The following is a 21678-nucleotide window of genomic DNA, read 5'->3' as shown; positions in this document are numbered from 1 at the left end:
CAGCGGCAATCCACTTGTCCATGCCGCGAGCCTGTGCAGACAAACCTGGCCAGCTCTATTCAACGGGGGGCGCTCATCGAGAACGGCACTGCCGATGGCGATGCCCCCCAATGCGAAGGGGTCGGTCCCATCACGAACCTCAGCGTGCCGCCCGCCTGCAGCGCCTCGCGCGTCAGGAACGTCTTATCATATGCTCGATCGTTGAAAGTGACCGACTGAATGTAGACATTCTTGGGTGCGTTGTTTTCCGCCTCGATCGTCAAGGTCTTACCGTTGGGCATGACGAGCCGCATGCTTCGAAACAGCGGACTGCCGATCGCGTACTCTCCCATCGTAGGCGCCACCGGGTAGAAGCCCATCGCCGAGAAGACGTACCAGGCGCTGGTCTGGCCGTTGTCCTCGTCGCCTGGATAACCGTCGGGCGCCGACGAGTAGAGGCGCCTCATCACCTCGCGGACATGATATTGGGCTTTCCACGGCGCTCCGACCCAATCGTAGAGATAGATCATGTGCTGGATTGGCTGGTTGCCGTGCGCATATTGCCCCATGTCAACGATCTGCATCTCGCGTATCTCATGGATCGTCTGGCCATAGTAGCTGTCGTCAAAGAGCGGCGGCATGGTAAAGATGCTATCCAGCTTCTGCACGAACTTCTCGCGTCCGCCCATTAGATCGGCAAGCCCTTGCACATCCTGCATTACCGACCAGCTATAGTGAAGCGCATTGCCCTCGGTAAACGCATCGCCCCATTTGAACGGGTTGAACGGCGTCGCCCAGCTGCCGTCTTGATTGCGCCCCCGCATCCAGCCTGAGCTGGCGTCATAGAGCTTGCGGTAGTTCTGGGCTTGTGTGGCGTACTTCTTCGCATCCTGCGTCTTGCCGAGCGCGGCAGCGAGGCGTGACAGAGAGAAATCGGCTGTGGCGTATTCGAGTGTTCGTGCGGCATTCTCGTTGATGCCGGCATCATATGGCACGTAGCCCAGACGGTTATAATATTCGACCCCCTCGCGTCCGACCGCGGTCAGGGTATGGCCCCGATCGTCCTTGGGACGGCCCTGCGAGGTGGTCGCGTTCTTGACCATCGCTTCATACAGCGTCTCGACGTCGAAACCGCGAACGCCGTTGAGGTAGGCGTCGGCGATGATGTTGGCCGAGTTCGACCCGATCATGACGTTACGATACCCTGGACTTGCCCATTCAGGCAGCCAGCCGCCCTCCTTGTAGGTGTTGACCAGCCCCTGCATGATCTGCCCATCAAGCTCGGGATACATCAGTGCAAAGAAGGGAAACACCGCCCGCCATGTGTCCCAAAAGCCGTTGTCGGTGAACATCGGTCCGGGGTGCACCTTACCGTCATAGGGGCTGTAATGAATCTGGCCTCCGCGCGCGTCGATTTCATGGAACATACGCGGAAAAAGCATCATGCGGTAAAAGGCCGAATAGAAGGTCCGTCGATTGTCGAGGTCGGGATCGCTGACCTGAACACGGGCGAACTCACGCTCCCACGTCGCCTTCGCCTTGGCTCTTGTGCGATCATAGCTATCGGCGCCAATCTCGGTTGCCAGATTGCGCTCTGCCTGTTCCAGGCTGATGAAGGAGGAAGCGACCTTGATGCCGACCTGCTCGCCCTTTCTGGTCTTGAAGCTGACGACGGCGCCGACATGTGTGCCTTCGCTGGTCGCACCCGCCTTCGTCCCGCCGTCACGGAGCTGCCAATTCTCGTCCCAGGTCCGACTGATAGTAAAGGGACGATCGAATTCGAGCACGAACCAGTTGCGGAAGTTTACTGGCACGCCTCCAGAGTTGTTGCGGACATAGCCTGTGATCCGTCGGCGGCGTGCATCGACGCTGACCATCGAACCTTCGTCATAGGCATCGAGCAAGATATGCGCGTCATCGCTGTCGGGAAAGGTAAAGCGGAACTGCGCCGCGCGTGCGGTCGGCGTCACCTCCGCGGTCACATCATAGTCGGCGAAATAGACCTGATAGGCGTAAGCCTTAGCGGATTCGGCCTTGTGGCTGAACCAAGATGCACGATCCTGCTGCTTGAGGCGGAGCGGTCCGGTCATCGCCATGATCTCGAACGCGGCATAGTCGTTCATCCACGGGCTTGGCTGGTGCGTCTGCTTAATGCCGCTCAGCTTGTGAGCGTCATAGGTATAGCTCCAGCCATTTCCCATCTTGCCCGTAACAGGACTCCAGAAGTTCATCCCGAAAGGCACTGCTACCGCCGGATAGGTGTTGCCGTAGGACAGCTCGTAGCTGGAGGCGGTGCCTATTAGCGGATTGGCGAGATCAACCGCTACCGCGTCCGCGACCCTATCATGCCTCTTTTGTGCCGGTAGTGTTACGGGAAGAATGAGAGACACCGCGATCGTCGATGACGCTGCTGCACGTAGCGCGCTCGCCCTAAACCTCATGTACCTGCTCCTCATGCCGTTTAGCTGAGTGCTCTCAAAAAATGACGGCTTTGACGTAAGCCGTCCAAGTTGTGGAACCTTCAAATACGTATGAATGTCGATCATGGACGATCCACCCGAAGCCTTGCTCCGAGTGGATCAAGCAAATCCTACATCCGCAACGACACGCTCGCAACGATCTGCCGGCCGAGAAGATCGTAGCCCATGATGCTATTCGATCGCAGCAGGCCGATGACCGAACGGCTATCAGGTACAATTGGCGGGTCACGATCGAGGATATTGTTCGCAGTCAGTCGGAATGTCATCTGCTTGCTGACGTCGAACGTGAAGCCAAGATCAAACCAGTTGAATGATCCGATCTGGGGATATTGATCACGGCGTGCGTTCGGAGATGCAGCAGGAATGCCAGTATCGGTAGGTGCGTAGACATCAAGGGGCATCGGACCACGATGACGCCAATTGACCGAGACGCTGGCCACTCGATCAGGCGAACTCCACGTCGTACGCAATTGATGCGCCCAGCGTGGCAGGCTTTCACCGCAGGTTCGACCGTAATAGCCTACGCAGTTGCGCGGCGTGACAGTCGGGGCTTCTTGTGCACCCACCCGGGTAGTGAGCGTACCGTTGAAGCCGAAATCGAGGCGGCCAGCCGACCCTAGACCAAGATTGTACTGGCCCTGGAAGTCCCAGCCATAGGATTGCTCCTTGAACCCGTTTGAAGATCCACGGACTACCCATCCAGCTGCCGGTTCACCTTCCGGCGCGCTATTCAGCGTAAATGTGCCGGGGTTGCGCACGATGCCACGACAAAAGAAGTCGTTTCCTGTTCTGAGGCACTGTTCGATAAGGTTTTGTGGCTGCAGGAAAATCAATTGATCCTGAAGATCGATCAGAAAGCGATCGATCGATATGGTGAGGCCAGGAACAAAGCTTGGGCGCAGCACAACACCGAACGTCTTGGTATAGGCGGTTTCCGGTACGAGGTTGAAGCCGCCATTACGCACTGTGCAGGCTCCGGCACAATCGAGTGTGTCGCTGCCATACAAGTTATCAGGCAAGCCAGTGTTGCGGCATTGTGCAAGGGTCGCCTCCGGCGCAAGACGAGGGCCACCGGTATTCGCCGGATTCACCCGCGATGCACATGGATCATTATAGAAGCCTTGATTGAAGAAGATGTTGGCAGCCCCTTGGGCGGAACCGACATCAGGTGCACGTTGAGCCCTATTGATAGAACCTCGGAAAGTGATGTCGCGGATCGGCCCCCATATCCCTTCTACCTTCCATGTATTAAAATAGCCTTCCAGGCGATTATATCTGGATATGCGATAGCCGCCATTGATCTGAAGCTGATCAGCCCAAGGACGCTGATCCGCGATTGGCAACTGCACCTCAATGTTCGACTCGAGGATATTCTGAGTGAATCGACCATTGGTTGACTGCTGCTGCGCATTGAAGGTGTCGTTGCCATTTACGTCAAGCAACTCATCACGGTATTCGATTCCTAGTGCGACAGCGACGCCTTGATCGGCCCATGGCGACTTGATGCCAAAATTGGTAAGATCTCCGCTGATCGTGCCCACGACCTGCCGCATCCGTGAGTCCGTGACCTGATTCGGTGCGGCGGTATTACCGTAGATGTAGTCGTACGCAGCACGGTTATTGTTGTACGGGATGAAGGGGTTGAACGGTATGCAGGATGGATCAGTGCCGTTGACGACCGAGCGGCAGGTCGGCACGCCGTTAACACTTACCACGTCTATCGAGCGCTCGTTGCGGAGACGATCCGAAACAGGTGTTCCGAAGTTCGTGTTGATCTTGCCTTGCGACAACATGCCAGCAAGGTCGTACGACCAGATTCCATCCTCCGTGCGCCCACGGATCCCGGCGACAAAGCGATATTGCTGGTTCACCGAGCGAATCTGAAGCGGACCGATGCCATCGAACCGGTAGCGCACATCCAGAGGTACGATCGTCGAACTTCCAAGCGAGGGGCAACCAAGGTCGGCCGCTTGAGAGGCGGACAAAAACGGATTGTTGCAACCGATCTGATACGGCGTGCCTGGGGCCAATTGAACGGACGCCAGGAAACGGTTGAGGATTGGGCTACTCGACCGATCGCGATAGTAGAGACCGTTTCCGTAGAGTTCCATATCCTCTGCCAGCTTCGCGGTCAGGAAGCCCCCGACGTTGATGCGGTTGAACTCGCGCTGGAATGCCCAATCGTCATAGGGGCTCCCCGAAGTGCCAGGAACGGAACCATAGGGAACGAGCCGACCGCTACCGCTGGGATCGTTGACGAGGGTTTGGTTCGCGCGCGGACCGGTACGGGGAATGATCACGCCGGCAGCGAGGAAGGTCGATGGATTACAGGACAGCGGCGACGTGTTGGTCGGCTGCGTGACTTCACAAACTGCATGCGAACGATCGCCAATCCGCAAAAAGTCCGAATGGCGATAGTTTACGAAGCCGGTGATATTGACGCGCTTGTCAAAAAGGTTAACGCCGGCCGCTACGGAAACGTCCGATCGTCCTCCGTCATTGGTCATGCCCAATGGCACCGACAGATTGGCGCGCCGCGCTGCGTCCGTAATCGCGTTTTCACGATTGTTATGGTTGAAGAAGCTGTACTGCGCATCCGCGCGGATACCTTCGAAATTCTTCTTCAGAATGAAGTTTACCACGCCGGCAACGGCATCCGATCCATAGACCGACGAAGCACCACCGCTTAGTACGTCGATCCGCTCGACCAGGGAGTTTGGGATGATGCCGACATCAATCGTGTTCGGCAGACCAAAGCGCAAACCGTCGATAAGACTGAGCGTTCGCTCGTAGCCCAGCGTGCGCAACTTGATACGTTGACGGCCGGTGGAATCGCTGAAATTTTGTTCGGAATTTTGCTGCACCTGCGGCAGTCGGTTCAGCACTTCCTCAATTGTGGTCGCGCCCTGAGCCTGGATATCATTGGCGGTGACCGTAACGATCGGAGCGGCGGACTTGTTGTTCGGGCGCTGAATACGCGTCCCCGTCACGATGATATCTGTGCCACTGCCGGATGAACCGGTGCGACCTGAGATAATGGCGCTGCGTGTGTTCGCAGCCTCATCCTGGTCTTCTGTCGTAGTCTGCGAAGCTTCCTGATCGGCGCTCTGTCCAAAAGCTGGCGAAATACTGCTCATAACCGCGACAACTGCGAGCACGGAGGTGCTACTAGTAAAACGCATAATGTCCCCACTCCCTGTTGCGGAGCCTCGTGGTGCGCCGCTGAACGGAAGGTCGCATTATTATTATCAATTGGTCAAGGCGAGAGGACTCGTTTTGGTATTGTTGAAAAATTCTATGTAGTTCAATTACATGACCATTTTTCTTACAATCAATTACTAACAAACTTACCGTGTTGGCGCACAATTGTGACATTTCTGCTATACCAGGGATCGGACTTATCCAAAGCCACAAGGCTAGGACTGTTGCGAGGGCCACCCCTGGAAGGAAGTTGGCGGCGAGCTTGTCGGAGCGGGTTGCGACGCGGCAAAACGCCTTGAGGGGCAGAAGGCGTTCGTGCTGAGGTGACGGGGGCGGTAGCGGTCCTTGTCATAGCGGATCAGCCGGGAATGACGGGGACGCCCCCCGCCTTGCGCAATCAGCCGCGCAGCCGGTCAGCATCGTAGCCCTTGTCGGCCAGCAGGCAGCGCATGGTTACACCTGAAGAAGACGAATTGATCGACATCGTCGTCCGCTGCCGCGCAAGGGGTCAGAGACACGCTGGTTTCCGCCCTTATTCCCAGACTGACCTGGACGATCGCCGCCTGTGGGACGCCAGGCGCTTCTGACCGGTCGATGCCGGCGAACCGTCTGCTTCAACGGCGTCCGCTTCTGCGACCTGAGCTGGTACATAATGTTGGAGCTCTACGTCGCGCCTCCGCGAGCATCGGCATTTCTCCCGTCTCACAACTCGGCAAACTGAGCGGCGGATCGACCGCGACGGCGTTGCGCCATATCGAGCATCTCGAGGCACTTGGCTATATCGGCCGCGGATCGGATCCCGACGACAGACGCCGCGCGAATGTTACGATGCTCGCACCATTGTTTGAGGCCGTGGAACACTTGCTTGACGTGCACTTGGCGGCGTCGCGTATCGATGCTTGAACGGTGCGTCCCCCAAGCTCGTCGGCCGCGGAACCGACGATCGCCGGTCAGGCTCGTCAGGGAATATTCGGATTTCGTACGCGAAAGCACGAATTAAGCAACTTGGGATCGGTTCCGGTCATGCTAAGCCTCGACGGTGCGGTCGCGGATCTCACCCTGACGGCCGATGCGCAGGGCGTTTTTAAGCGCGTGATGCGCTTCGCCCTTGTGAGACCGACATGAACACGGCGCTGCATCCCGGTCTCGAGGATCCACTCGATGATGAACAGGGTGCGTTCGATCCGGTCGACCTCGTGCAGCGCGGGAGCCGGGTCTTTCTGACGCGGATAGGCGGCGAGCTTGCGCAGGATGCGGCTCGCCACGACCGACCCTGCACTCACAGTGGTGGCGCAGCGGAACAGGTCGGGACAGTTGGACACGATCAGGGACTAGCGCGCCTTGCCGCCCATCAGCGGGCGCAGTTCTGCCGGCGTGCGGCGGGGTCGAAGACGTACCGGCGCTTGGACGGCAGGGCGCAGATGCGCAGCACGAAGCGGTAGCCAAGCATGGCACTGATCACGATCAGAAGGTTGGTGAATTCGTCGGCGTCGGCACATTGCTCCTCTATCCGCCGCCCCGCCTCATTCATCGTCAGCCCCTCGAGCAGAATAGGGCGCCTCGCCGACGGTCGCGGGGATGGCGCGCGATGAAAGTGGCACGAACCTGTCGTTGACGTGGGTGTAGGCCTTGATGCCGTGGTCTTTCCCGTAACGGGCATTGACCGTGTTCATCGCCTCGCCGGGCGGCGGGATAGAACCGATCATCGGCGGACGCGGTGGCGCCCATGCCCCAGGCTCGCCATCAGCAGGTTGCCTTCGGCGACGACAGCGGGCATCGCTCCGTCGATCACCTCGCTTTCGACATGCCGGCCTGCGAGGCGGGAGAGTTGCCAGTAGTCGTGGGTGTCACAAGCGTCTGCCATCTTGCGCAGGCCGAGGTTCCCCCCTCGGTGAGCAGGGACGTTGAGCGAGCCGATCCAGTCGCCGCACAGTATGGCGGTGCGCGGATGGGTGTAGCCATCGGTGGAGCCGAGCGCGACATCGACTTTGAGCAGCAGGTCTGATGCGAACGGGCGGCAGGCGACGATTAAGGTCGAGCGTCAATTCCCCCCCCCCCCCGCGACCGTGAGACGGTCGATGCGCAGCGTGCCGTCCTCAATGCTGCCGTGCGGGATCGTCCCGTTCGGTGCGGCGCGCCGGGGTCGCGAAGGCCAGCGGCGAGCCGAGCCTTACGATCGGCCTACTGAGCATGCGGTTTGGACAGGAACCGCTCGAACCATCGTCCGAATAATCCAGTACGTCCATCACGACTGGAACATCGACCATCTGATAGCGCCTCGTTGTTACCATAATATTGCATTATCACTACTGTTTTTAGCGACCTAGCTTGTTCGGTTAATAATTGCTCCGTTGCTCACGGGGATCGCCGGTCTGTGATAAAAACGGCAGCCTTGATCTTAGCTAGGCCTCGCCCAGTTCCGCTCCGTTAGAACCAGGCGCGGCAAGGTGGGCGAAACAGATGAAGTGGACGGTTCGGCGGTCGTAGCGGCTCGCAAAGCGGTCGTGCGGGGGGCACGGCTGAAGCGCCAGTGCGCCGTCTTACGGCTTGCCGTATCGTTGCGGCAAATTGCGCCGGGATTCGCCAAGGCGCAACACCCAGAGACGTCCATCCACGAACAGGCGGTTATCCGTACCCGTCCGGGCGATCAGCCACATTGCCCGGGACCAGCAATGAGACCGTTGCGCCGTGCTCAACGCGTATCCCTTTATTGCCATCTCACACTGCGCAGCTGACACAGATACCTATGAACTGGTCTTCAGGCCGCTGGAGGATCAAGTGTCGATCAGGTTTGGTTCGATCGAGTCGGACATGGCACTGTAAAGGCGGAACGGCGGAGACGCCGGCACGGCTGATCTACGAATGCAACATCCATCTACGCCACCGGTATCCGCAAAATTGAACCGCCCGACAGCCTATCGTGCTGATCCGAAACCGGCGTTTTTACGACAATAACCTGATTGCGCTTCCATAGCCAAACGCCGCATCCCTTGCGGCAATCCGATATCTACCGACCGTCAACGTCATTTGCGGACGGCGGCAGCTTCATACCGAGCAACACCAGCTTGCCGCCGGTGACGCCAAACCAATGCGGAACACCCGCCGGTACCAGGATAACATCACCGGGGCGCAGGTCACGCGTCGCGCCCCCTTCGATCCGCCCGCCTTCCACCAACCCCGGTCTTGTCTCGCGGGCGTCGACCATCGTCCCTCCCGAGACCAGTGTACCGGCGCCTTCGATCACCACGGCATATTCGGCCTCGGTTGGATGCATCGCCGGCCGCCCGGGTGCCGTCCAATATTCGAGCGCGGCCACCGTCCGGCCGTCACGCAGCAGCGGTCGATAATGAAACCCCTGCCCTTCCCGCATTTCGGCGGCCATCTGCGCTATCGCCGTGCGGATCTCCGCACTGTCCGCCATGGCGGCGGGGGGGCTGGCGCCTTGCGCGGCAGCGGCGATCAGCAACAGGGAGAGCATCGGCAATGTCCACCATCTTCTTGTTATCGCAGCAACCTGTGCCCCTCACCGCGTTTCACAACAAGGTCTGCCTTGCAGCGCTTGTGTGTTTGAATGTTTTCCGTCATCAGTTTGCCGGATAATATTCAAAACAGGCTTGGGCAGCTATCATGCAATCAGTGGTGAACCAGATCGGCGATCTGGCTGGTGCCGGCGAGCGAATGATCGAGCGCCTCCGGCGTAAGGCCTTCCTGCCCGAGAGTCGCAAGGGGCTCAACGTCCGCTTCGGCATAGCGGAAGCGGCGCATCTGCTCGGTTGTTCGACCAACCGCATTCGCATGGCGGAGGAAGATGGCCGCCTGCCCCCAGCGCCTGCCTCTGAAAACGGGCGGCGGATCGGCTACAGCGTGCAGGAGCTGCTCCACATGCGTGACGTGCTGGGCGCTTCCCCAGTACGCGCTCCGCTCGATATTCCCGCCATCATCGCGGTACAGAATTTCAAGGGCGGCGTCGGCAAGTCGACGGTAACCACGCATCTTGCGCATTATTTCGCGGTGCAAGGATACCGCGTGCTGGTGGTCGATTGCGACAGCCAGGCGACGACCACGACCCTGTTCGGCTTCAATCCGCATTTCAATATCAAGCGGGACGAAACGCTTTATCCTTATTTGTCGATCGATCCGACGCAGACCGACCTCGCCTATGCGATCCGGCCGACACCCTGGCCCAATGTCGACCTCATCCCGTCCAATCTCGAGCTTTTCGACGTCGAGTATGAACTTGCGGCGGCGGGCAGCGATGGCGGGTCGGTGTTGGCGGCGCGCTTCCGCAAGTTGAAGCGCGGCTTGTCGGAACTGGCCCGCAATTACGATGTGGTCCTGCTTGACCCACCGCCCGCGCTCGGCACCATCAGCCTGGCCGTCATGCAGGCGGCTAATGCCTTGCTGGTCCCATTGGCAGCGACCACTCCCGATTTCTGCTCGACGGTGCAATTCCTGTCGATGATGGATCAGGTCCTTCATCAGCTCACCGACGCCGGGATCGAGGTGGATTACCAGTTCGTCCGGCTGATCTGCTCCAAATATGACGCGAATGACCCCAGCCACGCGATGGTACGCGCGATCATGGAACAGAGCTTCGGGCCGGCCCTGCTCCCGGTTCCGATCCTCGAGTCCGCAGAGATCAGTCATGCGGCGATGCGCATGATGACGGTCTATGAACTCGACAAGCCAATCGGCACGCCCAAGACCCACAAGCGATGCCGCGCCAATCTGGATGAGGCGATGCGGCAGGTCGAGCAGCTCGTCCGCCAAAGCTGGGGCCGCGTCGAGGCGGCGAGCGAGGAGGCCGTCATCCATGCCGCGGCATGAATGGTCTATTTTGTACATGTTCGTGATATGTTCTGATTTAAAGGTGTTCCATGGCGCGTAAGCAATCCGATTACCTCGCAGCGTTGCTGGCCGAGGATGAAGCGGTCGCCAATGTCGAACCGCCCCCTGCCCCTCCGGAACGTGCCGTCGAACGCGCACGCGGTACCACTTTGCTCGGTCGTGAGTCGGCGCTCGCCCGCGTGGCAAGTGGCGAGGTTCGCCAAGTAACCCAGTTGCTGCTCGACCCCGCTCGCGTACGCATCTGGCCCGGTAATGCCCGTAGCTATGCGCATCTGTCGGAAGAAAACTGTCGCGAATTGATCGACTCTTTGATCGCGGAGGGCGGCCAGAAAGTACCTGCCGTCGTACGCCGGATCGAAGGAGACCCGGAGCATGAATATGAGGTGATCGCCGGCACGCGTCGCCACTGGTCGGTGCGCTGGCTACGCGCAAACAGTTACCCGGATATGCAGTTTGTCGCCCAGGTCGCTAACCTGGACGACGAGGCCGCGTTTCGGCTCGCTGATATCGAGAACCGTGCGCGCAAGGACGTGTCCGATCTTGAACGCGCGCGCAACTATGCGGAGGCACTGCGAACGCACTATGGCAATCATCAAACCCGCATGGCGGAACGGCTGAAATTGTCGAAGGGCTGGCTTTCGAAGATGTTGAAGGTTGCGGCGATCCCTGATGGCGTGGTTGCCGCCTTTGCCTCTCCCGCCGATATTCAATTGAAGCCCGCCTATGCCTTGGCGCAGTTGCTAGATACGCACCGCTCGCAGGTGACTGGTGTTGCGAAACGGCTGGTCGAGGAGCAGGCCGATCGTCACCGGCGCGGGCTGATCCCATATGCCGCGGCAGAGGTGATGCGGCGCCTGATGGAAGCGCCCTCATTCGGCAGCGTGACGGAGCCGGTCGAGCGATATCGCTACACCAATGCATATGGCAGGACGATCTTGTCGCTCCAGTCCGAGAACCGTCAGGGGGTCACGATCCGCCTGCACGCTGGCTCCGGCGCCGATACCGAGACGGTCGTCGACGCGGTGCGCAATCTTCTCGATCATCTTGAGCGCAGCGGGCGTGGGATACATCAATGATGTTTCCCCGGGGAAACACGCCATGACGCGGGGGCAACGCAGGGAAGGATCGTCGGAGCAATTCGACATGTTCCTCCCCTATCTGGCAGACATGCCGCTGCGCGATCAGCGCGAGATGATGGAGCGGCCCTTCTTCAGCCTCGCCAAGTCCAAACGCGTGAAGCCGATCGATTACCGCTCGCCCGACGGCAAGTTATGGGTCCATGTCTCCGCCAATCCCGATTATGGGATGGCGACGATCTGGGATGCCGACATCCTGATCTATTGCGCCAGTATGCTCGCAGACATGGCGAGGCGCGGCATCAACGACGTCCCACGCAAGCTGCATCTGATGCCCTATGACCTGTTGCGCGCCATCGGCCGGCAGCCGACCGGGCGCGCCTATGAACTGCTCGGACAGGCCTTGGACCGGCTGGTCGCCACCACGGTCAAGACCAACATCCGCGCCGAAAATCGCCGTGAGGCCACGTTCAGCTGGCTCGACGGTTGGACGCAGTTGGTCGATGAAAAAACCGAGCGGTCGCGCGGCATGACCATCGAGCTTTCCAACTGGTTCTGGGAGGGCGTGATGATGACGGGCGGTGTCCTGTCGATCGACCGCGCCTATTTTGATATCTCCGGCGGTCGTGAGCGATGGCTCTACAAGGTTGCCCGCAAGCATGCCGGAGGAGCAGGCGAGGCGGGATTCGCCATTTCCATGCCGACCTTGTTCGAGAAATCTGGCGCAGAGGGCCAATATCGGCGCTTCAAATTCGAGATCGCGCGGATTGCCGACCGCAACGAGCTGCCCGGCTACGCGCTGACGATCGAGCAGGTGGAGGGCAAGCGCGAACCCAATCTGCGCATGCGCAGGCGTGACAGCAGCGATACGCGCCCTACGGCCAAACCGTCGCCGCGCGCCCCCTCCCCTGCTCCGCAACCCGAAACAGCGCTGGATGTCGCAGAGCCTGCCGTCGACGCCGCCGCGATGATCAGGCGCAGCATCAAGAGCCTTTCCACGCGCACCACCTTCGGCGAAATCACCGAAGCGACACTGGCGACCCTGCGCGCCGAGTGCCCCGGCTGGGACTATCAGACGCTTCACGCCGAATTTCGCACATGGGTTCAGGCCGATCCCGCCCGCACCCCGGTAAGCTATCAGAACGCTTTTATCGGTTATGTCCGGCGCTTTGATGCCAAGAACCGGCATCTGTTAGGCCGCTGAAATCAAGCCCGCTCGCACAGGGCCAGTCGGGTTTGATGAGCCATTTGCACCACTCCCCCGATCCAAACGGTCATATAGGACCCGGCTACCGTTGCCATCAATTCGGTACTGGCTACGCAATGCAGCCGTGGTCGACTACGCCCGGCCCAAGTATCGGTTGCGGTTCCACACCCTGAATGCCGACACGTGGCAACCTTGCCCCCCACGCGTCTTGCTCGAATTATGTCGCAAGCCTGACGCCCTGATTCCTGCATCACCTCCCGACAGTGGCTCACATGCTGAAATGGTCGATGCCCATGCGTTGCTTATCAACGCTCATCGGGTCGGCACCACTCTGCTTCCCGAAGCGACCTATCCCGAGATGTTAGCAAGTCGAGCCTTGAGCGGCGAAAACCATCGGGCATACCGTTTCATCACGTTGTGCCGCCTTCCTGTGCCCGGACCGAACTCAGACCTGCCGCGCTTTGACAGGGAAAGCCCCCGGTAAAATCGAACCTCCGCCTGAAGCACAGGCGGAAAATTAAGCAGGAATTTATTACCTTATTCGAACGGCTCTGCACTGCTCTCGCTTGTAGCGGCAAGATCCAAGCGTTCCCGATGTATCGGTTATGACCGCGAGGCTACGACGCAGCAAAATCTTGGGCCACCGATTTGAACGTCCCCGCTCACGATCCCGCAAAAACTGATTCAATCTCGCGTCCGATTTTTACGATTGATCTGGGTTCTCGACACATCGGGAACGGCTGACGGCATTTCAGGAACGATAGGACGATATATCCGGAACGCCCGAACGAACTATCGGGAACGCAAGAACGATATTTTGGGAACAGCGCGCCCATCGCGAATCGCGGACTCATGCCGATTAATGGCGGCCCGGCCTCTTCTTAACCTTCTAACCTAGAATCAAACCGTCTAAGCTTGATGGTATAGATATGATTTTGAGAGGAGAGAGAAAGTCCGACGCCGATGGCGGGACGACCTCAGTCGTTATCCCCCGAAGGGCGTCTGGCTCCACGTTTGACAGGATCGAGCACAGCCACCGCCCAAGCCGGGCCGTGTAACAGTATCGGGATGTATCATACCCAAGGCACGTTCGCTGACGCCACATCCCGAGACACCTTCGAACGTCAGATATAATATGTTATACTGTATTAGATAAGCTGACACGGTATTGGAAACGGCTGCAATGTCTGCGGCGACGGCTTCTCCGCTCAACAGCACAAAGAAAGCGACAGCCCACGACCTGTAAAAAGATGCAGGCCAACATACCCGCCCCGAAATAGTCGAACCCAGATCGGGTCTTTAACGACTTCGGCGTCGATTATCGTACTAATGGCAGGGGGACGGTGCTTGATAGAGAACGCCAATGCTGCATCTTCAGAACATTATCCTGGAGATGATCGCCACCGGCGAGCGTCTCGATACGACCATGACGCGGCTGTGTCTGGAAGTGGAGAAGGAAGCGCCTGACGCCCTATGCTCGGTCCTTCTGGTCGACGGGGAAGGGCGGCTGCACCCACTCGCCGCACCCAGCCTGCCGCCCGCCTATTCGGCCATGCTGGACGGTATCGCGGCCGGTCCCGATGTCGGCTCGTGCGGCACGGCCGCCTATCTGCGCCAGCCGGTCATCGTCACCGATATCGCCAGCGACCCTCGCTGGGCTCGCTATCGCCATCTGGTGCTGCCGCTCGGCTACCGCGCCTGCTGGTCGTCCCCGATCCTCGACGCACGCGGGCGGGCGATCGGGACATTCGCCTTCTACTATCGCGAGCCGCGCGGTCCGACCCCGATGGAGCAGGCAATCGTGCGCCACTGTCTTCATCTGGGCACCATCGCGATCGAGCGTCACCAGCGGGTGGAGGACCGGGAGCGCCGCGCCTCCACCGACGCCCTGACCGGCCTCGGCAATCGTGCTGCCTTCAACACCGCACTTGCGGCCCTCGACTGCGCGACGCCGGGCGCCTGGGCGCTGTTTCTCGTCGATCTCGACAATCTGAAGGTCGTGAACGACACGCTCGGTCATAGCGCAGGCGATTGTCTGCTGACCTGTGCTGCCCACCGTATCGCCGGTGCAACGGGAGGGGAGCGCGTATTCCGTGTCGGCGGAGACGAATTTGCCGTGCTGCTCCGTACGCCGGCCATGTTGCGCGATCTGGAGCAGAGTGCGCAGCACATCCTGAGCGCGCTTGCCCATCCCGCCGATTGCGGCGGGCAGATCGTCGTGCCGCGCGCGACGATCGGCGCGGCCGTGGTCGCGCACGGCGACCGCAGCACCGAACGCGTGCGCCAGAATGCCGATTTCGCGCTGTATCACGCAAAGGAGACGGGGCGGGGGGGCTTTGTCCGCTACTGGCCGGGGCTTGGCACCCGCATGACCAGCCGGCTGGACGCGATCCGCGACGTCGATGCTGCCCTGCGCGAGGACCGCATCGAGGCCTTTTACCAGCCCATCGTCCGCCTCGACACGCGAGAGGTCGTCGGTCTGGAGGCGCTGTGCCGGATGCGCATCGGCAACAACATCGTCTCCGCCTCGGCCTTTCACGAGGCGACGATCGATATTCACATCGCCGCGGCCCTGACCGAGCGGATGATCGCGCTGGTCGCGGCCGATGTGCGCGACTGGCTGGCGATGGGCATTCCGTTCCAGCATGTCGGGATCAACGTGTCCTCCGCCGACATCCATGGCGGCGCCCTGAACACGATCCTGGCCACCGCCTTCGAACGCGAAGGCGTACCGCTGCGCCACGTCATCCTGGAGGTCACCGAATCCGTCTACATGGACAATGACGGCGGCATCGTCGCCCGTGAGCTGGCAAGATTGCGGGGCCGTGGCCTGCGCATTGCGCTGGACGATTTCGGCACCGGTTATGCCTCGCTGACGCACCTGCTGTCGGTGCCGGTCGACGTGATCAAGATCGACCGATCCTTTGTCGAGCGGCTGGACACCCATGCTCCCAGCATCGCCATCGTCGAGGCCCTGATCGGCATCGCCCGCAAGCTGGATATCCGGCTGGTGGCCGAGGGCATCGAAACCGAGGCACAGGCGCGCGCCCTGCACGCGATGGGCGCGGTGCTGGGGCAGGGTTATCTGTTCGCCCGGCCCGCCAGCCGCGACGCCACGACCGCCCTGCTGCAAAGCCGGGCCCAAGGCGCGGTCGGAAGCGCGCCGTCGCAAAGTGCAAGACCTTCGAAGTAGATATTTCGAAGATACGAAGTTCTTACCTGACATATTTCTGATTTTACGCCCGTCGGTATGGCATCAATATTGGCATTGTCCAAAATACGACCGACGACTAAAAGATAGCGTTGGAAGTATAGCCGGTGTCACGAAGAAGCGCTGTCAGAAAGCACTTGCGTTGACGCCGTAATACGGTGGGGGAAGGTCTTTGCATAAAATGATGACCCGCGTTTGCGGAATGGCTCGCGGCGCCGTGAAACGACGCGTGCACAGGTCCGGCCGTCTGGTGGCGCTGCTCGGCGCGGCGTCCGTCCTGACGGGCACGCCGCTGGCCGCACAGGGCAGGGAAGGGGAGGGGGAGTCCCCGTCATGGCAGAAGCCGGAGGTGACCCTCGGCCTGTTCGATCATAGCTCCAACTTCCACCCGCTGGGCGGCCGGTTGGTCTTTCCTGCCGCGCCCCCCGGTCAGATCTACGAGGGGGACGAAGAGGACGGCACCGTCGACATCCAGATCGGCTATCGCAGCGCGCCGGTCCACGGCCCGCTAAAGCCGCGGCTGACCGCCAAGGCGCAGATCAACACCGGCGGTCGCACCAGTTTCGCCAGCCTGGGGGCCGAATGGCGCCAGCATGTCCTGCGCGGGCGCGTCTATGGCCAGTTCGGCCTCGGCGTGACCATCCATGACGGATACCGCTTCACGCCCGATCCCTTTGCCCCCGGCCTGTCCGCACGCGAGGCCGGCCGGCGGTACGAAACCTATATCGAACGGACCTCCTGGGGGTCGCGCATCCTGTTCAATCCCAATGCCGCGCTGGGCGTCCGGATCGGCGATCGCTGGGCGGCCGAACTGGCCTGGGAGCATTTCAGCCACGGCCGGATCTTTTCCGATCAGAATCCGGGCATGGACAGCCTGGGCCTGCGGCTGGTGCGCCGGCTAGGCAGATGATCGTTCAATAATTCCACTGCAATTGCGTGCGGATCAGATTGCCCTCCGCACGCCCGTCGCGGCGTTCGTCGGCTTCACGCCGCTCCATCCGCGACCAGGCCAGCGTCAGCTCGATCGGGGGGATCGGCTGGAACTCAATACCCAACTCCCATTCGTCGGTTTCCAGCCGCGGCGCATTGGTCAGCGCCTTCCAGCCGCCACGGTAACGCTGCCACCGCGCATAGGGCATGAACGGCCCCAGGGGCGAGCGTCGCACCCGCGCCATGCCCTGCACATAGCCGCCGTTCAGCCGCCGGGTGACGATCGAACCGAGCACGGGGTCGAACTCCGGGCCGCGCCCCCAATTCCATTCGGCCTGCAGGCCAAAGGGTTGCGGATACAGGATCGCATGGAAACCGACCCGCTCGTCGGCATAGGAAACCGGGCTGACCCCGCTCGGGCGGATTTCCGGCTGCACCCGATTGCGCAGTGCCGCGCCGCCCACCTCCAGCACCTGTCCGCGAAAGGCAGGCCCCAACGCATCAAGCTCGAACGGCCAGGTCGCCATCGCCACCGTCATCAGCCCGTCATTGGTCTCGGTCCGGTTGGTGCCCTGTCCGTTAAACGCACCGATGCCGAACGCGCCGTAATTGCCGAACAGCTTCTGCCCGTCCGCGATCAGCCGGTCCCAGATGCGATCGACGGCGGGCGGCGTGTAATAGGCGACGATGCCCAGGTCGCGCTCGCTGGGCACCGCGCTGTTGATCCCGTCGCTGCGGTCCAGCGTCAGCCGGTTGGACGAGGATTGCATATTTTCCCACCCGAACGGCACCTTGGACTGGCCGAAGCGCAACCGAAAGGTGCGCTCCCGGTCCAGAAACGCATCCACATAGGCGTCGCGCAGCTGGCCAAAGCCTTCGCGTCGTTCGCCGCCCACCTGATTGCTGACGTTGGTTGCGAAATCGGGCTGGAAATACAGCGATATGCGGTCCGACACATCGCCCTGCAGGATCAGGCGGATGCGGCGAAAGGTGAAGTTGCTGTTGTCGCCGATCCCGGCATCATGCACCGATCGCAGCCGCGACCGTCCGGCCGGCGCGTTGCGGTCGCCCGACACGATCTCGTTCAATCGCAATTGCGTATAGCCGCGCAGGGTCAGGCGGTCATACCAGGCGCGGGGACGCTCCGCGGACTTCTCGACCGCCGGGGCAGGGGGCGCTGCGGGGGCCTGTGCCACCTGCACCGGGGCAGGGGAGGGGCCTAGCGGGGTCGCGGCGAGCGTGGCCGGCGCCGCGGGCGCACGCTGCGCCTTCAGCTCCGCAATCGTCACCTTCAGCTCGTCGATCTGGCGTTGCAGGTCGGCGATGCTGGGCTGGGCCTCCTGCGCTGCGGCCGGGCCGGGCAGGGATGCCACCGCGCAGGCGGTGGCCGCCAGAAGGAAGTGCTGCACCATCGCCGGCCCTTTGTTACGAACGCGTGACGCCCTTGGCCCAAGCGGCCGCGGGCGGCAAGCGTCGGCGCGCCGCCTATCCCCGCTTGGCCGCGATGTAGCGGGTCACCTGTTCGTCGAGCACGTCCAGCGGCAGCGCACCCTGGCTCAGCACGGCTTCATGGAAATCGCGAATGTCGAACCGGTCGCCCAGTTCACGCTCGGCCCGCGCACGCAGTTCCGCGATCTTCAACTGGCCGATCATGTAGCTCGTCGCCTGACCCGGCCAGTTGAAATACCGGTCCACCTCGCGCGCAATGTCGCTGTCCGCGACCGAGCTGTTGCCCCGGAAATAGGCGATCGCCTGCTCGCGCGTCCACCGCTTGGAATGGATGCCGGTATCCAGCACCAGCCGGATCGCGCGCCAGACTTGCAGCGACAGCATGCCGAAGCGCGCATAGGGGTCCTTGTACACCCCCATCTCGCCCGCCAGCCGCTCCGAATACAGGCCCCAGCCCTCGACATAGGCGCCGTAGCCGCCGAACTTGCGGAATTTCGGGATGCCGGTCAGCTCCTGTTGCCGCGCGATCTGAAAATGGTGGCCCGGCGCGCCCTCATGCGCGGCGATGGCGGCGACCTGCACCTTCTGCGTCTGATTCATGTCGACCAGGTTGACGTAATAGATGCCCGGCCGCGATCCGTCGGCGGATGGCGGGTTGTAGAAGGCGGTGGGGGCGGTGCCCTCGCGCCATTTCTCCACCGCGCGCACCTCCAGCGGCGCCTTGGGCAGCACGCTGAACCAGCGCGGCGCGGCGGCCATCACGGTGGCGATCACGCCGCGCGCATCGCGCAAGTAAGCCTCGCGCCCCGCCTCGTCATTGGCGTATTTCAGCGTCGGGTCAGTGCGAATATGGTCGAAGAACTGCTCCAGCGTGCCGGCAAAGCCGACCTCGCGCTTCACCGCCTCCATCTCCTGCCGGATCGCGGCGACCTGGCGCAGCCCGATCGCGTGGATCTCGTCGGCGGACAGGTTGGTGGTGGTCGAGCTTTTCAGCCGGTCGGCATAATAGGCCGCGCCGTTCGGCAGGCTCCATGCGCCGAAATTGCCCTTGGACAGCGGCTCGATCGCATCCAGCGTCGCGAACAACCGGTTGTAGCCGCGCAGGAACGGCCCGGTCAGCGCCGCCTTCGCCTCGTTCAGCAGCGCAGTCTTGGTGGCGCCCGGCGCATCCAGCCCTGCGACCTTCTTGGAGAAATCGGCGAGCAGCGTGGAATCGGGCCCGCTGTCGAACGGCGCCCCGGTCACCACCTTTCGCGCATCGGCCCGCGCCGGTGCGAAGTTCACCGTGTTCGGGACGATCCCCGCCGCCGCCTGTTCGCGCATCAGCGCGGTCACCTCGCGCATCACCCGCTCGGTATCGCGCAGCCGGGCGATATAGGCGCGCGCATCGGCGACCGTGTCCACCTTGTGGTTGTTGATCAGCAGCACGGGGATCGCGCCCGCCGGACTGCCGTTCGTCGACACCGGAAAGCGCAGTTTGCGGAAGGGGAAGGACGCGCGTCCGCGCTCCACCTCATATTCGAACAGGCGATAGCTGACCCGCGCGCTCTCGCCCAGTTGCTCGGGCCGGAAGCGCGCCCGCATCTCGGCCAGTTGCCGCTCCGCCAGCGCCCGTTCCCGGCGTGCCGCAGCGTCGGTATAATCGTCCAGCCGGTCCTGATCGGTCTTCAGCCCCAACTGCGTCTGCCCTTCCGGGCTCAGGCGCAGTTGCGCATCATACGCCGCGTCCAGAAACGTCAGCAGGGCCGCATCCTGCGACGCCGTCGCGGCGGTGGGCGGCGTTTGCACCATCGCCACCGGCGCATTGGCGGGCAGCAGCAGCAACATCAGGGCATAAGCGGGGCGCATGGGTTCTCCTCGGGATTACCGATGCTTGTCGCCCGTCTCGCCGGCCGGCGCAACCGGGTGGCCCCTCCCCGGCAGGGGAGGGGGCGCCACCCTCAGCCCATTCGTTCGATCAGGATGATCTCGCCCTCGACCTCGATATCCTCATCGTCATTCTCGTCGAAATCCTCGGGCAGTTCGAATTCGGCGCGCCAGTCATACACCTTCTCGCGGCCGCCTTCCTGCCACACGCGAACCGCGCCGCTGGTGATCTCGCCGCCCATCGCACCGACAAAGTCGGTGATCAGCGTGTCGGCCGCATCCTCATGATCGGTCGCGCCGGGGATCTTGCTGGCCTCGATCTCCTCGTCCAGCTCGATCAGCTGCGCCCAATATGCCTTGGCCATGTCGTCCTCGTCTCGGTGGTGGTCTTTGGCGGGGCGTGGACCGGATGGCCGCCCCGCGCAAGCGTTACGCGGTACGACGGGTTGCGCGGGCGAACCCGAAATAGGCCGCGACCAGCGCCAGTGCGGCATGCAGCCAGATGTCGTTGCCATAGATCGGCACCAGCCCGAACGTCGTGTTCGTCGCCGGGATCAGACCCAGCAGCGTCAGCAGGCCATAGATCACCGCCACGCCCTTGCCATAGAAGCGCGCGCCGGCCACGCTGCGTGCGGCGGCCAGACCCCAGACGCCAAAGGCGATATGCACCAGATTGTGGAGCACGTTGACCGGAAACAGGCCCAGCGCCAGCCGCGATCCGGCCGTGACGTGCAGGTCGGGATGCGCATGGACGGGCGACAGGCCGGGAATGAACCCGGCCACCCCGGCGAGCAGGAAGACCACCCCGAAAACGGTCGCAAAGGTGCGGATCGACATGGCTTTTCCTTTGAATGAACGATGATCGCCCAAGCGCGGGGCCGCACGGGATGTTCCCGCCCCCTCCATAAGATCAGTCCGGGTTGCGCCGCTGGATCTCGCCGGCCAGCACGGTGGCGAAGCCCAGCCAGCCGGCCAGCGGCACCGCCGTCGCCGCGGCGGGCCGATCCACCCGCCATGCCGTCGCCGCCAGCGCGGCGGTGGTCACCGCCATGGCGCCCGCCGCGACCGCACTCGGCCCGGTCATGCGCTTGCGAAAGAACAACTCGGTCCACCCCCCGATCATCGCGCTGTTGCCCAGCCACAGGGCGACCGCGGTGTTGCGCGCCGGGGAGGGGGGCTGGCGAAGCAGTCGGTATCCCCCGACGGCGGTCAGCGTTTCCAGCACCGGCCACACCGCGCCGAACACCGGATCGGGGGGCGTGAAACCGGGCTTGTCCAGCCGGCGATACCAGCGGCGGATGCGCGGGTGGGACGGGTCGGGGGCATTGCGCCGGCCGAGCAGCGCGGCCAGCCCCAGCACGCCCACCGCCACCCCGCCGGCGGCCAGGGGCGACAGGCCGGCGCGTCGTTGATCGCTCATCTCTTGATCCT

At 61.9% G+C, this 21678-nt stretch carries 13 protein-coding genes and 1 pseudogene; 5 read left to right on the top strand and 9 right to left on the bottom strand.

Annotation, left to right across the window (positions count from 1 at the left end):
* Positions 1-59 precede the first annotated feature (59 nt).
* From GQR91_RS00405 to GQR91_RS00390, 4 genes and pseudogenes are all read right to left on the bottom strand, one after another.
* Positions 60-2420: a GH92 family glycosyl hydrolase gene (locus GQR91_RS00405; RefSeq protein WP_149682618.1), complete on the bottom strand. Its 2361-nt coding sequence runs from the start codon at positions 2418-2420 to the stop codon at positions 60-62.
* 149 nt (positions 2421-2569) lie between these two features.
* Entirely contained in the window at positions 2570-5617 is a 3048-nt protein-coding gene (locus GQR91_RS00400; RefSeq protein ID WP_311732272.1) for a TonB-dependent receptor plug domain-containing protein, read from the bottom strand.
* Between the two features lie 1075 nt (positions 5618-6692).
* A pseudogene (locus GQR91_RS19725) lies at positions 6693-7841 on the bottom strand (Tn3 family transposase); the annotation flags it as partial.
* 826 nt (positions 7842-8667) lie between these two features.
* On the bottom strand, positions 8668-9138 hold the full coding sequence (locus GQR91_RS00390; RefSeq protein WP_174236644.1) for a cupin domain-containing protein: 471 nt from the start codon (positions 9136-9138) through the stop codon (positions 8668-8670).
* A gap of 149 nt (positions 9139-9287) precedes the next feature.
* Between GQR91_RS00390 and GQR91_RS00385 the strand changes: the two genes are divergently transcribed.
* The 5 genes from GQR91_RS00385 (at position 9288) to GQR91_RS00365 (ending at position 16912) form a co-directional block, all read left to right on the top strand.
* On the top strand, positions 9288-10487 hold the full coding sequence (locus GQR91_RS00385; protein ID WP_112382948.1) for an AAA family ATPase: 1200 nt from the start codon (positions 9288-9290) through the stop codon (positions 10485-10487).
* A 50-nt stretch (positions 10488-10537) separates the two neighbouring features.
* Complete coding sequence (locus tag GQR91_RS00380) at positions 10538-11584, top strand: ParB/RepB/Spo0J family partition protein (protein ID WP_149682466.1); 1047 nt, start codon at positions 10538-10540, stop codon at positions 11582-11584.
* 22 nt (positions 11585-11606) lie between these two features.
* A complete protein-coding gene (locus GQR91_RS00375) occupies positions 11607-12788 on the top strand; it encodes a replication initiator protein A (protein WP_149682621.1) in 1182 nt (393 codons plus the stop codon).
* 1366 nt (positions 12789-14154) lie between these two features.
* The gene (locus GQR91_RS00370) at positions 14155-15984 is read left to right on the top strand and encodes a putative bifunctional diguanylate cyclase/phosphodiesterase (RefSeq protein WP_149682467.1); all 1830 of its coding nucleotides are present in this window, start codon (positions 14155-14157) and stop codon (positions 15982-15984) included.
* 247 nt (positions 15985-16231) lie between these two features.
* The gene (locus tag GQR91_RS00365; RefSeq protein ID WP_235904032.1) at positions 16232-16912 is read left to right on the top strand and encodes an acyloxyacyl hydrolase; all 681 of its coding nucleotides are present in this window, start codon (positions 16232-16234) and stop codon (positions 16910-16912) included.
* Between the two features lie 4 nt (positions 16913-16916).
* Here GQR91_RS00365 and GQR91_RS00360 read toward each other — a convergent pair whose 3' ends face one another.
* The 5 genes from GQR91_RS00360 to GQR91_RS00340 form a co-directional block, all read right to left on the bottom strand.
* Positions 16917-18344, bottom strand: coding sequence for a porin (locus tag GQR91_RS00360; RefSeq protein ID WP_149682469.1), 1428 nt, complete (start codon positions 18342-18344; stop codon positions 16917-16919).
* A gap of 73 nt (positions 18345-18417) precedes the next feature.
* On the bottom strand, positions 18418-20229 hold the full coding sequence (locus tag GQR91_RS00355; RefSeq protein ID WP_149682470.1) for a DUF885 domain-containing protein: 1812 nt from the start codon (positions 20227-20229) through the stop codon (positions 18418-18420).
* A 92-nt stretch (positions 20230-20321) separates the two neighbouring features.
* Positions 20322-20612, bottom strand: a complete 291-nt coding sequence (locus tag GQR91_RS00350) for a hypothetical protein (protein ID WP_112382958.1) — start codon at positions 20610-20612, stop codon at positions 20322-20324.
* Positions 20613-20676: 64 nt separating this feature from the next.
* Positions 20677-21084: a DUF4383 domain-containing protein gene (locus GQR91_RS00345; RefSeq protein WP_112382959.1), complete on the bottom strand. Its 408-nt coding sequence runs from the start codon at positions 21082-21084 to the stop codon at positions 20677-20679.
* 73 nt (positions 21085-21157) lie between these two features.
* Positions 21158-21667 (bottom strand): TspO/MBR family protein, encoded by a 510-nt coding sequence (locus tag GQR91_RS00340; protein WP_149682471.1) that lies wholly within the window; start codon positions 21665-21667, stop codon positions 21158-21160.
* Positions 21668-21678: the final 11 nt, after the last annotated feature.

The organism is Sphingomonas carotinifaciens (assembly GCF_009789535.1).
Taxonomy (GTDB): domain Bacteria; phylum Pseudomonadota; class Alphaproteobacteria; order Sphingomonadales; family Sphingomonadaceae; genus Sphingomonas; species Sphingomonas carotinifaciens.
Note: the sequence above shows the minus strand (reverse complement) of the source record. Positions and strands in the feature narration are given on the sequence as shown.

Bases quoted from the DNA above. Each gene is read 5' to 3' on its own strand.
- GQR91_RS00340 (WP_149682471.1), bottom strand. From the start codon at position 21,667: ATGAGCGATCAACGACGCGCCGGCCTGTCGCCCCTGGCCGCCGGCGGG.
- GQR91_RS00380 (WP_149682466.1), top strand. From the start codon at position 10,538: ATGGCGCGTAAGCAATCCGATTACCTCGCAGCGTTGCTGGCCGAGGAT.
- GQR91_RS00385 (WP_112382948.1), top strand. From the start codon at position 9,288: ATGCAATCAGTGGTGAACCAGATCGGCGATCTGGCTGGTGCCGGCGAG.
- GQR91_RS00355 (WP_149682470.1), bottom strand. From the start codon at position 20,229: ATGCGCCCCGCTTATGCCCTGATGTTGCTGCTGCTGCCCGCCAATGCG.
- GQR91_RS00375 (WP_149682621.1), top strand. From the start codon at position 11,607: ATGACGCGGGGGCAACGCAGGGAAGGATCGTCGGAGCAATTCGACATG.
- GQR91_RS00350 (WP_112382958.1), bottom strand. From the start codon at position 20,612: ATGGCCAAGGCATATTGGGCGCAGCTGATCGAGCTGGACGAGGAGATC.
- GQR91_RS00390 (WP_174236644.1), bottom strand. From the start codon at position 9,138: ATGCTCTCCCTGTTGCTGATCGCCGCTGCCGCGCAAGGCGCCAGCCCC.
- GQR91_RS00360 (WP_149682469.1), bottom strand. From the start codon at position 18,344: ATGGTGCAGCACTTCCTTCTGGCGGCCACCGCCTGCGCGGTGGCATCC.
- GQR91_RS00405 (WP_149682618.1), bottom strand. From the start codon at position 2,420: ATGAGGTTTAGGGCGAGCGCGCTACGTGCAGCAGCGTCATCGACGATC.
- GQR91_RS00345 (WP_112382959.1), bottom strand. From the start codon at position 21,084: ATGTCGATCCGCACCTTTGCGACCGTTTTCGGGGTGGTCTTCCTGCTC.
- GQR91_RS00370 (WP_149682467.1), top strand. From the start codon at position 14,155: ATGCTGCATCTTCAGAACATTATCCTGGAGATGATCGCCACCGGCGAG.